Annotated in this window: 17 protein-coding genes and 1 tRNA gene; 13 read left to right on the plus strand and 5 right to left on the minus strand. The window is 72.3% G+C overall.

What is annotated here, in order from left to right; genetic code table 11:
* The first annotated feature begins 70 nt into the window (after positions 1 to 70).
* Entirely contained in the window at positions 71 to 589 is a 519-nt protein-coding gene (locus ACWC2T_RS07265) for a hypothetical protein (protein WP_450669425.1), read from the plus strand.
* Between the two features lie 112 nt (positions 590 to 701).
* Here the strand turns inward: ACWC2T_RS07265 and coaA are convergent, their stop codons facing one another.
* Positions 702 to 1,670 carry a type I pantothenate kinase gene (gene coaA, locus ACWC2T_RS07270; RefSeq protein WP_450669594.1) on the minus strand — a complete coding sequence of 323 codons (969 nt, stop codon included), beginning with the start codon at positions 1,668 to 1,670 and terminating at the stop codon, positions 702 to 704.
* A 177-nt stretch (positions 1,671 to 1,847) separates the two neighbouring features.
* Here coaA and glmS point away from each other — a divergent pair, with 177 nt between their 5' ends.
* Positions 1,848 to 3,695 (plus strand): glutamine--fructose-6-phosphate transaminase (isomerizing), encoded by a 1,848-nt coding sequence (glmS, locus tag ACWC2T_RS07275; protein ID WP_450669426.1) that lies wholly within the window; start codon positions 1,848 to 1,850, stop codon positions 3,693 to 3,695.
* Positions 3,696 to 3,734: 39 nt separating this feature from the next.
* Here the strand turns inward: glmS and ACWC2T_RS07280 are convergent, their stop codons facing one another.
* Positions 3,735 to 4,514, minus strand: coding sequence for an SDR family NAD(P)-dependent oxidoreductase (locus ACWC2T_RS07280; protein ID WP_450669427.1), 780 nt, complete (start codon positions 4,512 to 4,514; stop codon positions 3,735 to 3,737).
* Between the two features lie 92 nt (positions 4,515 to 4,606).
* On the opposite strand from ACWC2T_RS07280, the gene ACWC2T_RS07285 reads away from it, so the two are divergent.
* The 6 genes from ACWC2T_RS07285 to tsaE all read left to right on the plus strand — a co-directional run bounded on the left by ACWC2T_RS07285 (position 4,607) and on the right by tsaE (position 10,644).
* A complete protein-coding gene (locus ACWC2T_RS07285; RefSeq protein WP_450669428.1) occupies positions 4,607 to 4,978 on the plus strand; it encodes a holo-ACP synthase in 372 nt (123 codons plus the stop codon).
* 52 nt (positions 4,979 to 5,030) lie between these two features.
* The gene (locus ACWC2T_RS07290; protein ID WP_450669429.1) at positions 5,031 to 6,464 is read left to right on the plus strand and encodes an NAD(P)H-hydrate dehydratase; all 1,434 of its coding nucleotides are present in this window, start codon (positions 5,031 to 5,033) and stop codon (positions 6,462 to 6,464) included.
* Between the two features lie 100 nt (positions 6,465 to 6,564).
* Positions 6,565 to 7,467: a L,D-transpeptidase gene (locus ACWC2T_RS07295; protein ID WP_450669430.1), complete on the plus strand. Its 903-nt coding sequence runs from the start codon at positions 6,565 to 6,567 to the stop codon at positions 7,465 to 7,467.
* Between the two features lie 63 nt (positions 7,468 to 7,530).
* A complete protein-coding gene (gene alr, locus ACWC2T_RS07300) occupies positions 7,531 to 8,694 on the plus strand; it encodes an alanine racemase (protein WP_450669431.1) in 1,164 nt (387 codons plus the stop codon).
* A gap of 182 nt (positions 8,695 to 8,876) precedes the next feature.
* Entirely contained in the window at positions 8,877 to 10,136 is a 1,260-nt protein-coding gene (locus ACWC2T_RS07305) for an alpha/beta fold hydrolase (RefSeq protein WP_450669432.1), read from the plus strand.
* Entirely contained in the window at positions 10,102 to 10,644 is a 543-nt protein-coding gene (gene tsaE, locus ACWC2T_RS07310; RefSeq protein WP_450669433.1) for a tRNA (adenosine(37)-N6)-threonylcarbamoyltransferase complex ATPase subunit type 1 TsaE, read from the plus strand. The genes ACWC2T_RS07305 and tsaE overlap by 35 nt, the downstream gene beginning before the upstream one ends.
* A gap of 331 nt (positions 10,645 to 10,975) precedes the next feature.
* Here tsaE and ACWC2T_RS07315 read toward each other — a convergent pair whose 3' ends face one another.
* The gene (locus ACWC2T_RS07315; RefSeq protein WP_450669434.1) at positions 10,976 to 11,524 is read right to left on the minus strand and encodes a hypothetical protein; all 549 of its coding nucleotides are present in this window, start codon (positions 11,522 to 11,524) and stop codon (positions 10,976 to 10,978) included.
* 135 nt (positions 11,525 to 11,659) lie between these two features.
* Here ACWC2T_RS07315 and tsaB point away from each other — a divergent pair, with 135 nt between their 5' ends.
* The 5 genes from tsaB (at position 11,660) to ACWC2T_RS07340 (ending at position 14,301) form a co-directional block, all read left to right on the plus strand.
* Positions 11,660 to 12,316: a tRNA (adenosine(37)-N6)-threonylcarbamoyltransferase complex dimerization subunit type 1 TsaB gene (gene tsaB, locus ACWC2T_RS07320; RefSeq protein ID WP_450669435.1), complete on the plus strand. Its 657-nt coding sequence runs from the start codon at positions 11,660 to 11,662 to the stop codon at positions 12,314 to 12,316.
* 17 nt (positions 12,317 to 12,333) lie between these two features.
* Positions 12,334 to 12,807 (plus strand): ribosomal protein S18-alanine N-acetyltransferase, encoded by a 474-nt coding sequence (rimI, locus tag ACWC2T_RS07325; protein ID WP_450669595.1) that lies wholly within the window; start codon positions 12,334 to 12,336, stop codon positions 12,805 to 12,807.
* Positions 12,800 to 13,888: a tRNA (adenosine(37)-N6)-threonylcarbamoyltransferase complex transferase subunit TsaD gene (gene tsaD, locus ACWC2T_RS07330; RefSeq protein ID WP_450669436.1), complete on the plus strand. Its 1,089-nt coding sequence runs from the start codon at positions 12,800 to 12,802 to the stop codon at positions 13,886 to 13,888. The genes rimI and tsaD overlap by 8 nt, the downstream gene beginning before the upstream one ends.
* Positions 13,885 to 14,142 (plus strand): hypothetical protein, encoded by a 258-nt coding sequence (locus ACWC2T_RS07335; RefSeq protein WP_450669437.1) that lies wholly within the window; start codon positions 13,885 to 13,887, stop codon positions 14,140 to 14,142. The genes tsaD and ACWC2T_RS07335 overlap by 4 nt, the downstream gene beginning before the upstream one ends.
* 86 nt (positions 14,143 to 14,228) lie before the next feature.
* Positions 14,229 to 14,301: transfer RNA gene (locus ACWC2T_RS07340), tRNA-Arg, on the plus strand.
* Positions 14,302 to 14,346: 45 nt separating this feature from the next.
* Here ACWC2T_RS07340 and ACWC2T_RS07345 read toward each other — a convergent pair.
* Positions 14,347 to 15,216, minus strand: a complete 870-nt coding sequence (locus ACWC2T_RS07345; protein WP_450669438.1) for a COG4705 family protein — start codon at positions 15,214 to 15,216, stop codon at positions 14,347 to 14,349.
* Between the two features lie 153 nt (positions 15,217 to 15,369).
* Complete coding sequence (locus ACWC2T_RS07350; RefSeq protein WP_450669439.1) at positions 15,370 to 17,550, minus strand: beta-xylosidase/alpha-l-arabinosidase; 2,181 nt, start codon at positions 17,548 to 17,550, stop codon at positions 15,370 to 15,372.
* Positions 17,551 to 17,669 lie beyond the last annotated feature (119 nt).

Here is a 17,669-nt window from a genome sequence, read left to right on the forward strand (position 1 = left end):
CCCTTCCGTCGAGGCCGTCCCGTGTGGCGTGCCCCCATCGACGGAAGTGAGAAAACGCAGCATGAAGATCGTGAGCAGTACCTTGAAGCGAGCGGTCGGTTCGGCCCTGGTGGCGGGTGTTCTCGTCACCTCGGCCGCCACCCCGGCCGCCGCCCAGACACCGGGCTCCACGGCGTTCCGGCTCTTCGGCATGGCTTTGCTCCAGGCTCGCTCCGGCGTGGCGAACCACGTCACGGCCAGAGTCGACCCCATGACCCACCATCTGATCTTCACCGACACCACGGGCATCGCGGTCGGTCCGGGGTGCACCCGCGTGCCCAACGACCCCAACAGCGTCGACTGCGGCGTTGTCACCAGCATCGCGGTCCAACTCGGCGATGGGAACGACACCTTCGACGGTTCCCTGGCTCCGGTCAACTCCACCATCGACGCCGGTACGGGTGTCGACATGGTGACCACCAACGGCGGCAACGACACGATCAGTGTGCAGGACAACGCCGGTGGTGACGTCGTGAACTGCGGCGGTGGCACCGACACGGTGTTCCGCGACCCCGGTGACACGGTCATGAACTGCGAGAGAGTGTTCTAGAGGCCGCCGGCCCGCGCCGTACGCTCGCGCTGCCTCGCCCACAGCCACTTCGGGCCAGCAGCGTGAGCGTGCCGGCCGACACCACGCCCACCAGGGCATCCGACAGACTGCGTCACAGCTTGCGCAGCCTCAGCCGCTGCACCTTGTGGTCCGGGCCCTTGCGGACCACCAGGGTGGCCCGGCCGCGGGTCGGGGCGATGTTCTCCACCAGGTTGGGCTTGTTGATCGTCCGCCACTGCGTGCGGGCGTAGTCGAGGGCCTCCTCCTCGGACACCTGGGTGTACTTGCGGAAGTACGAGTTCGGGTCCTGGAAGGCGGTCTGGCGCAGCTTCTTGAAGCGGTTGAGGTACCAGCGCTCGACGTCCTCGGCGTTCGCGTCGACGTACACGCTGAAGTCGAAGTAGTCGGCGAGACCGACCCGGGTACGGCCGTCCTTGCCGGGCAGGGCGGGCTGCAGGACGTTGAGGCCCTCGACGATCAGGATGTCGGGCCGGCGGACGACGAGCTTCTCGTCCGGGACGATGTCGTAGATCAGGTGGGAGTAGACGGGCGCGGTGACCTCGTCCTTCCCCGCCTTGATGTCGGCGACGAAACGGGTCAGGGCCCGGCGGTCGTAGGACTCGGGGAAACCTTTCCGCGACATCAGGCCGCGGGCCTGGAGCTCCTTGGTCGGCAGCAGGAAACCGTCGGTGGTCACCCGCTCCACGCGCGGGTGCTCGGGCCAGCGGGAGAGGAGGGCCTGCAGGAGACGGGCGACGGTCGACTTGCCGCACGCCACGGATCCGGCGATCCCTATCACGAACGGGGTGCCGGACTGGGAGCCCTGCTCGCCGAGGAAGGTGTTCAGCGCGCCTCTGAGGCCGTCCGTGGCGCCGACGTAGAGATTGAGGAGCCGGGAGAGCGGGAGGTAGACGTCGCGCACCTCGTCCAGGTCGATCACATCGCCCAGACCGCGCAGCCTCTCCACCTCCTCGGCGGTGAGCGGCAGCGGCGTCTTGTCGCGCAGCGCGCTCCACTCGGCGCGGGTGAGGTCGACGTAGGGAGTCGCCTCCGGCCTGTGCCGGTGGGCGCTCCGGGGCATCGAGGAGACCGGTGAGATCACAGTCCATTGTTAACGGAGTTTGAACGGGACGGTGGGTGGGCTCCGTCACGCGGGGCCGGTTCCCGCCGGACCGGCCGCTCGTATGACGCTGGGAATTTCCGAATCCGGGCAGGCGCAAGCGGTTTCCGGCCTGAGGTGGCCCGTAGGCTGCGGCCCATGTGCGGAATCGTTGGATACGTAGGGTCACAGTCGGGGCTCGAGGTCGTGATGGCCGGGCTGAAGCGGCTGGAGTACCGGGGTTACGACTCGGCCGGTGTCGCCGTGCTGGCCGACGGCGGGCTGGCCGCGGCGAAGAAGGCCGGGAAACTGGTCAACCTGGAGAAGGAGCTGGTCGAACGGCCGCTGCCGACGGGCACGACGGCCATCGGACACACCCGATGGGCCACGCACGGCGGCCCCACCGACGCCAACGCCCACCCGCATCTCGACAACGCGGGCCGGGTCGCCGTCGTCCACAACGGCATCATCGAGAACTTCGCGGTCCTGCGGGCCGAACTCGCCGAGCGCGGCCACGAGCTGACGTCCGAGACGGACACCGAGGTCGTCGCCCACCTGCTGGCCGAGGAGTTCTCCGCCTGCGCGGACCTCGCGGAGGCCATGCGGCTGGTGTGCCGGCGGCTGGAGGGCGCGTTCACGCTGGTCGCGGTGCACGCCGACGAGCCCGACGTGGTCGTCGGCGCGCGGCGGAACTCGCCGCTCGTGGTGGGTGTCGGAGAGGGCGAGGCCTTCCTGGCCTCGGACGTCGCCGCGTTCATCGCCCACACGCGCTCCGCGATCGAGCTGGGGCAGGACCAGGTGGTGGAGCTGCGCCGGGACGGCGTGACGGTCACGGGCTTCGACGGCCGCCCGGCCGATGTGCGCAGCTACCACGTGGACTGGGACGCCTCCGCCGCGGAAAAGGGGGGGTATGACTACTTCATGCTCAAGGAGATCGCCGAGCAGCCCAAGGCAGTCGCCGACACGCTGCTCGGCCGCATCGACCCGTCGGGTTCGCTGACGCTGGACGAGGTCCGTATCTCCCCGTCCGAGCTGCGGGAGATCGACAAGGTCGTCATCGTCGCGTGCGGTACGGCCTTCCACGCCGGCCTGATCGCCAAGTACGCCATCGAGCACTGGACGCGCATCCCGTGCGAGGTGGAGCTCGCCAGCGAGTTCCGCTACCGGGACCCGATCCTGGACGGCCGCTCCCTGGTCATCGCCATCTCCCAGTCCGGCGAGACCATGGACACCCTGATGGCCCTCAGGCACGCCCGCGAGCAGGGTTCCAAGGTGCTGGCGATCTGCAACACCAACGGCTCGACGATCCCGCGCGAGTCGGACGCGGTGCTGTACACGCACGCCGGCCCGGAGGTCGCCGTCGCCTCCACCAAGGCGTTCCTGACCCAGCTGGTGGCCTGCTACCTGGTCGCGCTGTACCTGGGCCAGGTGCGCGGCACCAAGTGGGGCGACGAGATCCAGGCGGTCATCAAGGACCTGTCCCGGATCTCGGTGGAGGTCGAGCGGGTCCTGGAGACGATGGAGCCGGTGCGCGCGCTGGCCCGGAGCCTCGCCTCGAAGAACACGGTGCTGTTCCTCGGCCGGCACGTGGGCTATCCGGTCGCCCTCGAAGGCGCCCTGAAGCTCAAGGAACTCGCCTACATGCACGCCGAGGGCTTCGCGGCGGGCGAGCTCAAGCACGGCCCGATCGCGCTGATCGAGGAGGACGTGCCGGTCGTGGTCGTCGTCCCCTCCCCGCGCGGCCGCTCGGTGCTGCACGACAAGATCGTCTCCAACATCCAGGAGATCCGGGCCCGCGGGGCGCGCACGATCGTGATCGCGGAGGAGGGTGACGAGGCGGTGGTCCCCTTCGCCGACCACCTGATCCGGATCCCGGCCACCCCGACCCTGCTGCAGCCGCTGGTGGCGACGGTGCCGTTGCAGGTCTTCGCCTGCGAGTTGGCCACCGCCAGGGGGAACGAGGTGGATCAGCCGCGGAACCTGGCCAAGTCGGTGACGGTGGAGTAGCCGCTCGGCTGCCGGTGTCGGTGGTCAGTGGGTCGGTGGTCAGTGGACCGAGAAGCCGCCGTCCACGAAGATCGACTGGCCGGTGACGTAGGCGGAGGCGCGGCCGGCGAGGAAGACGGCCGCGCCTTCGAAGTCCTCGGCGAGGCCGTTGCGGCCGGTCATCGTGCGGGCGGCCAGGGCGGTCACCTTCTCCGGGTCGGACGACAGCCGCCGGTTGAGCGGCGTCATCACGAAGCCCGGCACCAGGGTGTTGACGGTGACGCCGTACGGTGACCAGGCCTCGGCCTGCGAGCGGGCCAGCGACTCCAGCGCGCCCTTGGAGACGCCGTAGGCCCCGCTCTGCACGAAGGCGCGGTGGGCCTGCTGGGAGGTGATGTGGATGATCCGGCCGAAGCCGCGCTCGGCCATGCCGGGCCCGAACCGCTGCCCCAGCAGGAAGGGCGCGTGAAGGTTCACGGCCAGCGTGGCGTCCCACACGTCCTCGCCCAGTTCGTCCATCGGCGGCCGCAGGTTGATCCCGGCGGAGTTGACGAGGATGTCCGGCTCACCGAAGACACCGGCCGCCTCCTCGGCCGCCGCGCGCACGCCGTCGCGGGTGCCCAGATCGGCCGCGACCCAGCCGGCCCGGCCGCCCTCGGCCGTCAACTCGCCGACGGTGTCCTGCAGTTGCTCCTTCCTGCGGGCCACGACCACCACGCTCGCACCGGCCCGCGCCAGCGCTCCGGCGATGGCCCGGCCGATGCCGGAACTGCCTCCGGTCACCACGGCGACACGGCCGTCCAGCGAGAAGAGTTCGGAGAGATAGGCCTGGGACGTCATGGGCGGAGCCTAGACGGCACGCGCCCTGACCGGCAGTCGGGTTTCGGCAGGTGGGCGGGTGCCGCTGGGGCCGCGACCGTAGGCTGCCCGGCATGAGCATCATCGGAGTGGGGATCGACGTCGCCGAGATCGACCGGTTTCGCGCCTCGCTGGAGCGGACGCCGGGGATGGCCGACCGGCTGTTCGTCGAGCGGGAGCTGTGGCTGCCCAGCGGGGAACGGCGCGGGATCGCCTCGCTCGCGGCCCGGTTCGCCGCCAAGGAGGCGCTGGCGAAGGCGCTGGGGGCACCGCCCGGGCTGCACTGGACCGATGCCGAGGTGTACGTCGTGGACAACGGGCAGCCCCGGCTGCGGGTGACGGGCACCGTGGCCGCGCGGGCCGCCGAGCTGGGCGTGCGGGCCTGGCATGTGTCGCTCAGTCATGACGCGGGCGTGGCCTCGGCCGTGGTGGTCGCCGAGGGTTAGGCCCTGGCGCCCCGGGTGTGGGCCAGGGCCGTTGCGGGGCAGACTCGGTGCCATGCGTAGTGCGTACAGCGTGGAGACGGTAAGGGCGGCCGAACGGGCGCTGATGGCGCGGCTGCCGGAGGGTGCGCTGATGCAGCGGGCCGCCGCGGGACTGGCCGCCGCCTGCGCCGAGTTGCTCGGACGGGTGTACGGCAGCCGGGTGGTGCTGCTCGTCGGCAGCGGCGACAACGGCGGGGACGCGCTGTACGCGGGGGCGCGGCTGGCCCGGCGCGGCGCCGGGGTCACCGCCGTACTCCTCACGCCCGAACGGGCGCACGCGGGCGGGCTGGCCGCGCTGCGGCGGGCGGGCGGCGCGGCCGCCGCGGCGGAGTCCGCCGCCGGGCTGATCGAGCGGGCCGACCTCGTGGTGGACGGGATCGTCGGGATCGGCGGCAAGGGCGGGCTGCGGCCCGATGCCGAGACTCTGGCCGCCGTCGCCGAGCGGTCCCGGGCGGCGGTGGTGGCCGTCGACCTGCCGAGCGGGGTCGAGGCGGACACCGGTCAGGTGCGGGGGGCCGCGGTCCGGGCCGATCTGACGGTGACCTTCGGGACGTACAAACCGGGGCTGCTGATCGATCCGGCGCGGGAGTACGCCGGGGTCGTCCGGCTCGTCGGCATCGGTCTCGAACTGCCCGCAGAGCCCGAGCTGCAGGCCCTCCAACACGCCGATGTGGCACGGCTGTTGCCGGTGCCCGGCGGGGAGAGCGACAAGTACCGGCGCGGGGTCGTCGGCATCGCCGCCGGGTCCGCGCGCTATCCCGGCGCCGCCGTGCTCGCCGTCTCCGGGGCGCTGCGCGGCGGGGCGGGGGCCGTCCGGTACGTCGGGCCCGCGGGGGATGCGGTCATCGCCCGTTTCCCGGAGACCCTGGTGTCCGACCGGGGACCGGCGAAGGCGGGGCGGGTACAGGCCTGGGTGGTCGGGCCGGGCGCCGGGGACGATGCCGCGGCCGTGGCCGAGGTGCTCGCGGCGGACGTGCCGGTGCTGCTCGACGCGGACGGGCTGCGGCTGGCCGAGCGGGACGCGGTGCGGGGGCGCACGGCACCGACGCTGATGACACCCCATGCCGGGGAGGCGGCCGCGCTGCTCGGCGTGCGGCGCGAGGAGGTCGAGGGGGCCCGGCTGGCCGCGGTGCGCGAGTTGGCGGCGGCGTACCGGGCGACGGTGCTGTTGAAGGGGTCCACGACCCTGGTCGCCGACGCCGGGGGCGGGGCCGTGCGGGTGAACGCCACGGGGACCTCCTGGCTGGCCACGGCGGGGAGCGGTGATGTGCTGTCGGGGCTCGGCGGGTCGTTGCTGGCGGCGGGCCTGTCGGCGCTGGACGCGGGCAGTGCGGCCGCGTATCTGCACGGCCTCGCCGGCCGTTTCGCGGCGGACGGGGCGCCGGTGGGGGCGCATGACGTGGCGGAGCACATTCCGCGGGCCTGGCGGGACGTACGCGTGCTGTAGCCGACGGACGGTGCCCCGAGCCGGCGGGCGTGCCATCCCCCGGGTGAACCCTCCCGCGCGGCACCGCTGATCCGGCGGAGCCGCACGCTTGGCTGATCTCATGATCAGCAGACGAATCGCCTCCAGAGGTGTCGCGGTGCTGCTGGCCACCGCGACGGCCCTCCCGGCGGCCGGCACCGCCGTGGCCTCCTCAGCGGTCAGCGCCCCCGTGCCCTCGGCTCCCGCCGCCCCCGAGCTGGTCCCCGGTGTCGCCCCCGGGCCCGGCCGGCCCTGGCAGATCGACACGCCCGACCAGGCGTTGCCGCCGAAGGTGTACACGCCGACCAGGGCGGAGGACGCCGTCGAGCCGAAGGACGCGGCGCCGGGGACGTACGACCTCATCGAGTACGTGCCGCTCTCCGACGCCGTGGGCAAGACGACGTGCAGCAAGCAGACCGGGCCCTATCAGCGGCAGGTGGAGAGCTGGCTGAAGCTGAAGGTCGACGGGAAGCAGTCCGCCGCCGACTGCAAGGCCATCCAGGCGTACCAGATCAAGAACAAGATCAAGCCCGCCATCGGCTTCGCCGGGCCCGTCACCTGGTCGACCATGATGCTCGCCTCGGCGAGGAAGAACCCGAACGCGGCCAGAAAGTGCCCGGTCCGGTCGTACAAGGTCGCCTGCGTCGATCTGGACCGTCAGCTCACCTGGGTGCAGCAGGGCTCCAAGGTGGTGTTCGGTCCGGTGCCCATGCGCAGCGGGCGCCAGGGGTATGTCACGCGCAAGGGCTGGCACACCGTCTACTGGCGGCACAAGAACCACGTGTCGACCCTCTACAACGAACCGATGCCGTACGCCCAGTTCTTCGACGGCGGCCAGGCCTTCCACGCCATCTACGGCAGCATTTACACCACCGTCGGCTCCATGGGCTGCGTCAATCTGAAGCTCTCCGACGCGCGCACGCTGTGGGACGTACTGAAGAAGGGCGACCACGTCTACGTGTGGGGGAGACGGCCGGGTACCTGAGCTTCCGGAAGACCGCGACCGGGGCCCCGACGGCCCTCTGCCCTCTGAGAGACTGGGGGCGCGATGAGTGAGACTGCGACTGTGCCGACCGCCCCCCTGCGCGCCCGCGCCGAGATCGACCTGGGCGCCCTGCGGGCCAATGTGCGTGCCCTGCGTGCCCGGACGCCGGGTGCGGCCCTGATGGCCGTGGTCAAGTCCGACGGCTACGGCCACGGGGCGCTGCCGTGCGCCCGCGAGGCCCTCGCGGCGGGCGCGACCTGGCTCGGCACGGCCACGCCCGAGGAGGCCCTCGCGCTGCGCGCGGCCGGGCTGCCGGGCCCGATCCTGTGCTGGCTGTGGGTGCCGGGCGGCCCCTGGCGGCAGGCGATCGAGGCCGGCATCGACGTGTCGCTGAGCGGCATGTGGGCGCTGCGGGAGGTCGTCGCGGCCGCCCGCGAGGCCGGGCGCGCCGCGCGCGTGCAGCTCAAGGCCGACACCGGGCTCGGCCGCAACGGCTGCCAGCCCGGCCCGGACTGGGCCGAGCTGGTCGCCGAGTCCCTGCGCGCCGAGGCCGAGGGGCTGGTGAAGGTCACCGGGCTGTGGTCGCACTTCGCCTGCGCCGACGAGCCCGGCCACCCCTCCATCGCCGCCCAGCTCGCCCGCTTCCGGGAGATGCTGGCGTACGCCGAGGAGCAGGGCGTGCGCCCCGAGGTGCGGCACATCGCCAACTCGCCCGCCGCCCTCACCCTGCCCGAGACCCACTTCGACCTGGTCCGCGCGGGCATCGCCCTGTACGGCATCTCGCCCAGCCCGGAGCTGGGCACCCCGGCCGACTTCGGGCTGCGCCCGGTGATGACGCTCGCCGCCTCGCTGGCCCTGGTCAAGCGCGTACCCGGCGGGCACGGCATCAGCTACGGCCACCACTACGTCACGCCCGGCGAAACCACCCTCGGCCTGGTGCCCGTGGGCTACGCGGACGGCATTCCCCGGCACGCCTCCGGCACCGGACCGGTGCTGGTCGACGGCAAGTGGCGCACGGTCGCCGGCCGGGTGGCCATGGACCAGTTCGTGGTGGACCTCGGGGGCGACGAGCCCGAGGCGGGCAGCGAGGCCGTGCTGTTCGGGCCCGGCGACCGCGGTGAGCCCACCGCCGAGGACTGGGCGCAGGCCTGCGGCACGATCGCGTACGAGATCGTCACGCGGATCGGAACCCGGGTTCCGCGCGTCTATGTGAATGCCTCCGTGTAAATGCGTCCTTGTAAAGGCGTCCGTGTGACCGAGTTCATGTGAACGGGGAAGGACTTCGGTAACCCGTTCGAGAGGCGCGACGGGGATCACGTGTAACTCCGGTCATACCTGTTACAGCGGCAGCACAGGCACCATCGTCGCACCCACCCAGTGAACTGCAGTACGGCGAAGAGGAGCGGTACGTGAGCGAGAGCAGTGCCGAGGCCATGGCGGACGTCGTCGCCTCCGCGGCCGCCGCCTCCGCCGCGGGGGCGGTCGGCAGCTGGCGCAAAGCGACCGGCATCGCCGGCGCCGCGATAGGCGTGATCGCCGCGGGCGCGGCGGCCGGCGTCGCCATAGAGCGGATGACGGTGGGGCGCGGGATGCGCAGGAAGGCCCGGCTCGCGCTGGACTCCGCGGGCCCCTACGGCACCTTGCGCGGCACCCCCGGCAAGGCGATCGCCGACGACGGCACCGAGCTGTACTACGAGGTCGACGAGGTCGAGCCCGACCCGGGGCCGAACGTCTCCCCGCGCCGGCGCCGCCTCTTCGGCCGCAAGGCCCCCGCGCCCGTGACCGTCGTCTTCTGCCACGGCTACTGCCTCAGCCAGGACTCCTGGCACTTCCAGCGCGCGGCCCTGCGCGGGGTCGTGCGGACCGTGCACTGGGACCAGCGCAGCCACGGCCGCTCCGGGCGGGGGGTGGCCCAGATGCGGGACCGGGTGCCGGTCACCATCGACCAGCTCGGCCGCGATCTGAAGGCGGTCCTCGACGCCGCCGTACCGGAGGGCCCGATCGTGCTGGTCGGCCATTCGATGGGCGGGATGACGGTCATGGCGCTCGCCGCCCAGTTCCCCGAACTGATCCAGGAGCGAGTGGTCGCCACCGCCCTCGTCGGTACGTCGTCCGGGCGGCTGGGCGAGGTCAACTTCGGGCTGCCGCTCGCCGGCGTCAACGCGGTGCGCCGGATCCTGCCCGGAGTGCTGAAGGCCCTCGGGCAGCAGGCGGAGCTGGTGGAGAAGGGGCGCCGGGCCACCGCCGACCTGTTCGCCGGGATCATCAAGCGCTACTCGTTCGCGGGTCGGGACGTCGACCCGGCCGTCGAGCGGTTCGCGGAGCGCATGATCGAGTCCACGCCGATCGACGTGGTCGCCGAGTTCTACCCGGCCTTCACCGACCACGACAAGACCGAGGCGCTCGCCTGCTTCCGGGACATGCCGGTGCTGGTGCTGGCCGGCGTCCGGGACCTGGTCACGCCCAGCGAGCACAGCGAGGCCATAGCCGACCTGCTGCCCGACGCCGAGCTGGTCCTCGTCCCGGACGCCGGGCACCTGGTGATGCTGGAACACCCGGAAGTGGTCACCGACCGCCTCGCCGACCTGCTCACCCGCGCGGGTGCGGTGCCCGCAGGGGCTACGGTTATGGGCTATGGAAGCACCAGCAGCACCGCAGGACCCCGCTGAGACCCGGCTGACGATCACCTCGCCCGAGCAGATGCGAGACCTGGGCCGCAGGCTGGCCAAGCTGCTGCGCGCGGGCGACCTGGTGATGCTCAGCGGTGAGCTCGGCGCGGGCAAGACCACGCTGACCCGCGGGCTCGGCGAGGGGCTCGGCGTGCGCGGCGCGGTCACCTCCCCGACCTTCGTGATCGCCCGGGTGCACCCCTCCCTGGGCGACGGCCCGCCCCTCGTCCACGTGGACGCCTACCGGCTCGGCGGCGGCCTGGACGAGATGGAGGACCTGGACCTCGACGTGAACCTGCCCGACTCGGTGATCGTCGTGGAGTGGGGCGAGGGCAAGGTCGAGGAGCTGACCGAGGACCGGCTGCAGGTGGTCATCCACCGCGCCGTCGGCACTGTGACATCGGGGGACACCCCCGAACCCCCGGGCACGGACGAGGTACGGCACGTCACCCTGACGGGGCTGGGGGAGCGCTGGGCGGACGCCGGCCTGGAGATGCTCACGGCCTGAGCGCCAGTATTCCGACAAGCCGTCGGCAACATGTTGCGCCGGGGGTCCCGCGCGTGGTCACATGGTATCCAGTTCGTGGTTAGGCCTGCCTATCTACGCCCGCCCCCGCACTTCAGGAGGCGTCCATGACCGAGCCTCGGCCCATCGGGGTGTCCATGCATGACCTGCTGGCGTCGTGCGAGGCGGCGAAAACGGTCTCCTGTCCACCCCGGGCCCCGGAAGCCCGCCCCGAAGGAGCGCGGGGCCCCGCCGAACATGCGGCTACCGCCGTGGGGACGCGCCCGGACACGACGGACCCGCAGCCGCCGGACGGCCTGTCGAGGCACGCCGCTTAGCGGATCACCACCACCTTGACCCCGATGGTCGCGAACATCCACATCGCCTCCCCATCGGCCCGCGTCTCCCGGATCCCCCCGGTCCGCACGCTCGGCCCGGCGGCAGCCGCTCGCGGAGCGGTGGCCGCGCTGAACCCGATCACCAGCCCCTGCACGCTGGTGAACCGGACCACGTGCTCGACGGGGACGCCGTCCGTGCCGGTGGTCGCGCTCGACCGGGACGTCACCCAGTACGTGCCCGGCGGGGGGTCGACCGTGCCGGGGGCGACCCTGAAGCTGCGCTCCATCCGGTTCCCCTGGTCGACCAGCCAGACCCGGTCGTCGTCCACCGAGTACACGACCCGTTCACCCGTACCGGACCCGCGTGGCACCGAGGACGGGCTGTGCCGGCCCCCGGGGGTCCTGCCCGAGCTCGCCGCGTTCGGGCCGGGGCTGCCGCTCAGGTGTGCCGGTGCGGTCTCCCGGGCCTGGTAGCCGAGGAAGCCGACGGCTCCGAGGGCCGCCGCGGTGAGGCCGGCCACGATCAGCGAGCTGGTCCCCGCCATGCTCACCTCTTCCTCAGGGTCCTGATGCGCTCATGTTCCTGATGCGATATGTCGTACTTCGTACAGACGGTAGCAGTCAGTGACCGTCCGCCCGGGACGGCCATGCACACGGCGCGGGCGCCGTAGGCTGTTCGCGTGCTCTTGCTCGCTCTGGATACCGCAACACCCGCCGTCACCGTCGCGCTGCACGACGGCACGGACGTCATCGCCTCGTCGAGTCAGGTGGACGCGCGCCGGCACGGAGAGCTGCTGCTGCCGGCCGTGGACCGTGTGCTCGCCGAGGCCGGACTCCGGCTGGACGCCGTCACCGGCATCGTCGTCGGCATCGGCCCCGGCCCCTACACCGGTCTGCGCGTCGGCCTCATGACCGCCGACACCTTCGGCCTGGCGCTCGGCGTCCCCGTCCACGGCGTGTGCACGCTGGACGGCCTCGCCTACGCCGCCGACATCGAGAAGGGCCCCTTCGTCGTGGCGACCGACGCCCGGCGCAAGGAGGTCTACTGGGCGAAGTACGCCGACTCCCGCACCCGGCTGACCGACCCGGCCGTGGACCGGCCGGCCGACATCGCCGAGCAGGTCGCGGGCCTGCCGGCGGTGGGCGCGGGCGCGCTGCTCTACCCGGACACGTTCCCGGGCGCCCACGAGCCCGAGCATGTCTCCGCCGCCGCCCTCGCCTCGTTCGCCGTCGAGAAGCTGGCCGCCGGCGAGGAGCTGCCGGCACCCCGGCCGCTGTATCTGCGCCGCCCGGACGCGCAGGTGCCCAAGAACTACAAGGTGGTCACCCCGAAGTGACCGTACGACTGCGCGAGATGCGCTGGTGGGACATCGACCCGGTCCTGGAGTTGGAGAAGGACCTGTTCCCCGAGGACGCCTGGTCCCGGGGCATGTTCTGGTCCGAGCTGGCGCACTCCCGGGGCGCCGAGGCGACCCGGCGCTATCTCGTGGCCGAGACCGATGGCCGCATCGTCGGCTACGCCGGACTGGTCGCCGCCGGTGAGCAGGGCGACGTCCAGACGATCGCCGTGGCGCGCGAGTTCCAGGGCACCGGCCTCGGCGCGCGGCTGCTGGCCGAGCTGCTGCGCGCGGCGACCGCGTTCGAGTGCCACGAGGTGATGCTCGAGTGCCGGGTCGACAACGTGCGCGCCCAGAAGCTCTACGAGCGCTTCGGCTTCGAACCCATCGGCTTCAGACGCGGCTACTACCAGCCGGGCAACGTGGACGCCCTGGTGATGCGCTTGACCGACCCCTCAGCTTCAGCACAAGGAACCGATATCAATGGCTGACGAACCTCTCGTCCTCGGCATCGAGACCTCCTGTGACGAGACCGGCGTCGGCATCGTCCACGGCACCACCCTGCTGGCGGACGCCGTCGCCTCCAGCGTGGACGAGCACGCCCGCTTCGGCGGTGTCGTACCGGAGGTGGCGTCGCGGGCGCACCTGGAGGCGATGGTCCCGACGATCGACCGGGCGCTGAAGCAGGCGGGCGTGAGCGCCAGGGACCTCGACGGCATCGCCGTCACCGCCGGTCCCGGTCTCGCGGGCGCCCTGCTCGTCGGCGTCTCGGCGGCCAAGGCGTACGCCTACGCCCTCGGCAAGCCCCTGTACGGCGTCAACCACCTCGCCTCGCACATCTGCGTCGACCAGCTGGAGCACGGCCCGCTGCCCGAGCCGACGATGGCCCTGCTGGTCAGCGGAGGGCACTCGTCGCTGCTGCTGTCCGAGGACATCACCTCCGACGTCCGCCCCATGGGCTCCACCATCGACGACGCGGCCGGCGAGGCCTTCGACAAGATCGCCCGGGTGCTGAATCTGGGCTTCCCCGGCGGCCCGGTCATCGACCGGTACGCGCGCGAGGGCGACCCGGAGGCGATCGCCTTCCCGCGCGGCCTGACCGGCCCCCGCGACCCCGTCTACGACTTCTCCTTCTCCGGGCTGAAGACGGCCGTGGCCCGCTGGATCGAGGCCAGGCGCGCAGCCGGCGAGGAGGTCCCGGTGCGTGACGTGGCCGCCTCCTTCCAGGAGGCCGTCGTGGACGTCCTGACCCGCAAGGCCGTCCGCGCCTGCAAGGACGAGGGCGTCGACCACCTGATGATCGGCGGCGGTGTCGCGGCCAACTCGCGGCTGCGGGCCCTCGCCCAGGAGCGCTGCGAGGCGGCCGGCATCCGGCTGCGCGTGCCGCGCCCCAAGCTGTGCACGGACAACGGCGCGATGGTGGCCGCGCTCGGCGCCGAGATGGTCGCCCGCAACCGGGCCGCCTCCGGCTGGGACCTGTCGGCCGACTCCTCCCTGCCGGTCACGGACCCGCACGTCCCGGCCGACCACGACCATGTGCACGAGATCAGCAGGGAGAACCTGTACTCGTGACCATCGCCCTGATGTGGGAGGCCCGGGCCGTCGAGGGCCTGGGTGAGGAACTGCTCGCCTGGGTGCGACAGCAGCCGCTGGACCCGGAGCCGCTGCGCCGCGAGACCCTCCGCGCGCCGCAGGACCGGGTGCTGGTCATCACCTGGTGGGATGCGCCGTACGACGCCGTGATCCCCGAACTTCCGGAGCCCGCAGAAGAGCTGGTGACGCGGCCGGTGCACCGCTGGCGGTTCGAGTCGGTGGCCGACGGCTGAGTTGCCAAGATCCCCCCGACCTGGGCTATGATCATCACACAGCGAACGGCCGGAACCCGGACATCGGAAACCGTCCCGGACGCAGTGCGTTGGTGGTCCAAGGAAAGACGTCCCGCTTCCTGCGGGGAGATGCAGGTGCAAGGCCTGCCCGGCGCTCCACACGAAACCCCGCCCCGGGACATCCGGGGCGGGGTTTCGCGTTGGTTACCGGCGCCCGGCCTCCTCGGGCTGGACCGCCTCCGCCCCGGGGCCCCCGAAGGCCGGGGCGGCGGCCCGCCGCTCCTTGACGTGGGCGTAGCCCATCAGGCCGAACAGCACCGCGAGCAGCACCGCCGAGGAACCGGCCGTACCCAGGTCCAGGCCTCCCTTGGCGACCGGCTTGGTCAGGAAGTCGCCGGCCGTGGCGCCCAGCGGGCGGGTCAGCACGAACGCGATCCAGAAGAGCAGGACGTTCGGCACCGCCGGGACCCTCATCAGGGCGACCAGGACCAGCAGCACGCCGGTCACCAGGGCCGCGCCGCCCAGATAGCCCAGACCCGAGCTGTCGGACAGGAAGTCGCCCATCGAGGTGCCGAGGGTGTTCGAGACGAGGATCGCCGACCAGAACAGGGCCTCGCCCCGGAAGGTGACGATCTCGGTGATCTGGAAGGTCATCCCGCTCAGCTTCCAGCCGAGGAAGATCAGCAGCAGGATCGAGATCAGGATCGCGGCGCCCTCCGGATAGCCGAGGCCCAGCCCCTGCGGGCCCCAGCCCAGCTTCGTCGCGCCGTTCGAGAGGTACCGGGCGCTGGCGTCGCGGTTCATGAAGTCGGACATGGTGGTGCCGGCCATGGAGGTCGACAGGATCACCGTCCAGTAGAAGAACGGGTTGTAGCGCGCGGAGCGCAGCTGCACCACCAGCGTCACCACGAAGACCAGGAACAGGGCGATGGTGGTGGGGAAGTAGCCGAGCTTGAGCGTCTGGGAGAACAGGTCTCCCGCGGTCTCGCCCAGGGTCGTTGCCGCGATCTTCATGATCCAGAACGCGAGGGTGACCTCGGGCAGTTTCTTCATGACGGATTTCGTCGTCGTCAAAACCGCTCCTGCCAGGTGGGGGGTGATCGTTTACGGCCCGACCCTGCCAGGGGCGACCTGAAAGCAACCTGAACGCCCGTGTCAGGGGTCTTGCGAAACTTGGTTCGATGTGGTTCCGCCGCAGCCCCATACGTTCCACCCGACCCCTGGCGTTCAATCGGTTCCCTCGGACACCTCCACCTCGCACCGCAGCCGCCGCTCGGCTCCCACCGTCCGCACCGGCCCGGTCAGCCGGATCCGTGCCGAGTGCCGTACGTCCGTGCTCGACGCGGCCAGCCGCAGCTCCAGCGCGCCCGGCTCCACCACCCGTGCCCCGGTGCGGTCCGTGAACGCGGACAGGTCGGCGTGGAAGCGGAAGGTCAGCCGGCGGGATCCGCCCGGGGTCAGCGCCACCCGCCGGTACCCGATCAGCCGTACGTCGGGCCGGGTCACGCTCGCCACCGGGTCGTGCAGATACAGCTGGACGACCTCGGCCCCGGCGCGGTCGCCGGTGTTGCGGACGGTGAGGGAGAGGTCGTACGAGCCGTCGGTCGGGATCTCGGTCCCGGTGCCGTGGACGTCCTCCCAGCTGAACGTCGTGTACGAGCGGCCGTGGCCGAACGGGTACAGCGGGGTCGGGTCCAGGCTGCTGACCTCGCCGGCCAGGCCCAGCGGGGGCTGGAGATGGGTCCAGGGCTGGCCGCCGGGCACGCGCGGCACGCTCACCGGGAGGCGCCCGGAGGGGTTCACCCGGCCGGACAGCACCCCGGCCACCGCCGGGCCTCCCTCCTCGCCGGGGAAGAAGGCCTGGACGACCGCGCCGAGCCGGCCGTGCCAGCGGCCCAGGGTGTACGGCCGCCCGGTGAGCAGCACCAGCACCACCGGGACCCCCGTCGCCACCAGCCGTTCCAGCAACTCCGCCTGCAATCCCGGCAGTTGGAGATCGGCGACGTCGCAGCCCTCGCCGGAGGTGCCCCGGCCGAACAGGCCCGCCCGGTCGCCGAGCACCGCCACGCACACGTCCGCCTCCGCCGCCCGGGCCACCGCCTCCTCGAAGCCGCCGGTGTCCGCATCCGAGACCCCGCAGCCCTCGTCGAAGGTCACCTTGGCATCGGGGAGTTCGGCGCGCAGCGCGTCCAGGACCGTGGGGACCTCGATGCCGAGCGGGACCTCGGGGTGCTGGGTGAGGACATGGGAGGGGAAGGAGTAGCAGCCGAGCAGGGCGAGCGCGTCCGCCGCGCGCGGGCCGACCACCGCGATCCGGGCGCCGGGGGCCAGCGGCAGCAGCCCGCCGGGGTTGTCCAGCAGCACCACCGACTCCTCGGCCAGCCGCCGGGCCACGGCCCGGTTCTCCGCCGAGTCCAGGTCCACCGGCCCCGCCGGCTCCGGCCGCCAGTCCACGTCCAGCAGGCCGAGCTCGCACTTCTGCAGCAGCACCCGCCGGGCCGCGCGGTCCACCAGCGCCTCAGGGATACGGCCCTCGGAGACGGCGGTGACGAGCGGGGTGCCGTAGCACTTCACGGCGGGCAGCTCCACGTCGATGCCCGCGGCCAGCGCCCGGTGCGCCGCCTCCGCCTCGTCCGCCGCGACCCGGTGCAGGGTCTGCAGGAACCCGATGCCGAAGTAGTCGGCGACCACCGTGCCGGTGAAGCCCCACTCCTCGCGCAGCAGTTCGGTCAGCGGGCGCGGGTCGGCGGAGGCGGGCACGCCGTCGGTCTCGGTGTAGGCCGCCATCACCGAGCGGGCCCCGCCCTCGCGCAGCGCCATCTCGAAGGGGGGAATGGTGACATCCGCGAACTCCCGCACGCCGGCCCGCACCGGCGCCAGGTTCCGGGCGCCCGCCGAGGACGCGTACCCGGCGAAGTGCTTCAGCGTGGCGACGACCCCGGCCGACTCCAGGCCGCGTACGTAGGCGGTGCCGATGGTGCCGACCAGGTACGGGTCCTCGCCGATCGTCTCCTCGACCCGTCCCCAGCGCGGGTCGCGGACCACGTCCAGGACGGGGGCGAGGCCCTGGTGGACACCGGATGCGCGCAGGTCGTCGCCGATGCGCCGGGCCATCTGCTCGACCAGCTCCGGGTCGAAGGCCGCGCCCCAGGCGAGCGGCACCGGGTACGCCGTGGCCCGCCAGGCCATGAAGCCGGCCAGGCACTCCTCGTGGGCGACGGCGGGGATGCCGAGGCGGCCGGCGGCCACGATCCGGCGCTGGGCGCGGGCCAGGGCCCGCGCGGCGAGATCCGGCTCCACGGGGGCGGTGCCGAAGGAGCGGGTCAGCTGGCCGAGGCCGTGGGTGATCAGCTCGTCCCAGTCGGCATCGGCGGTCAGGGCGGGGCCGCGCCAAGGAGCGGTGGTCATGGAACTCCCGTCACTCTGACTGTCGCTCATGAGGGATGCTGCCGATGCTGCGAACGAATGCTACGAATGTTTCGAAGAAGATACCGAATGTTCCGGGAACCTATGGCGCGTGCACGCCT

Source organism: Streptomyces sp. NPDC001393 (genome assembly GCF_053597455.1).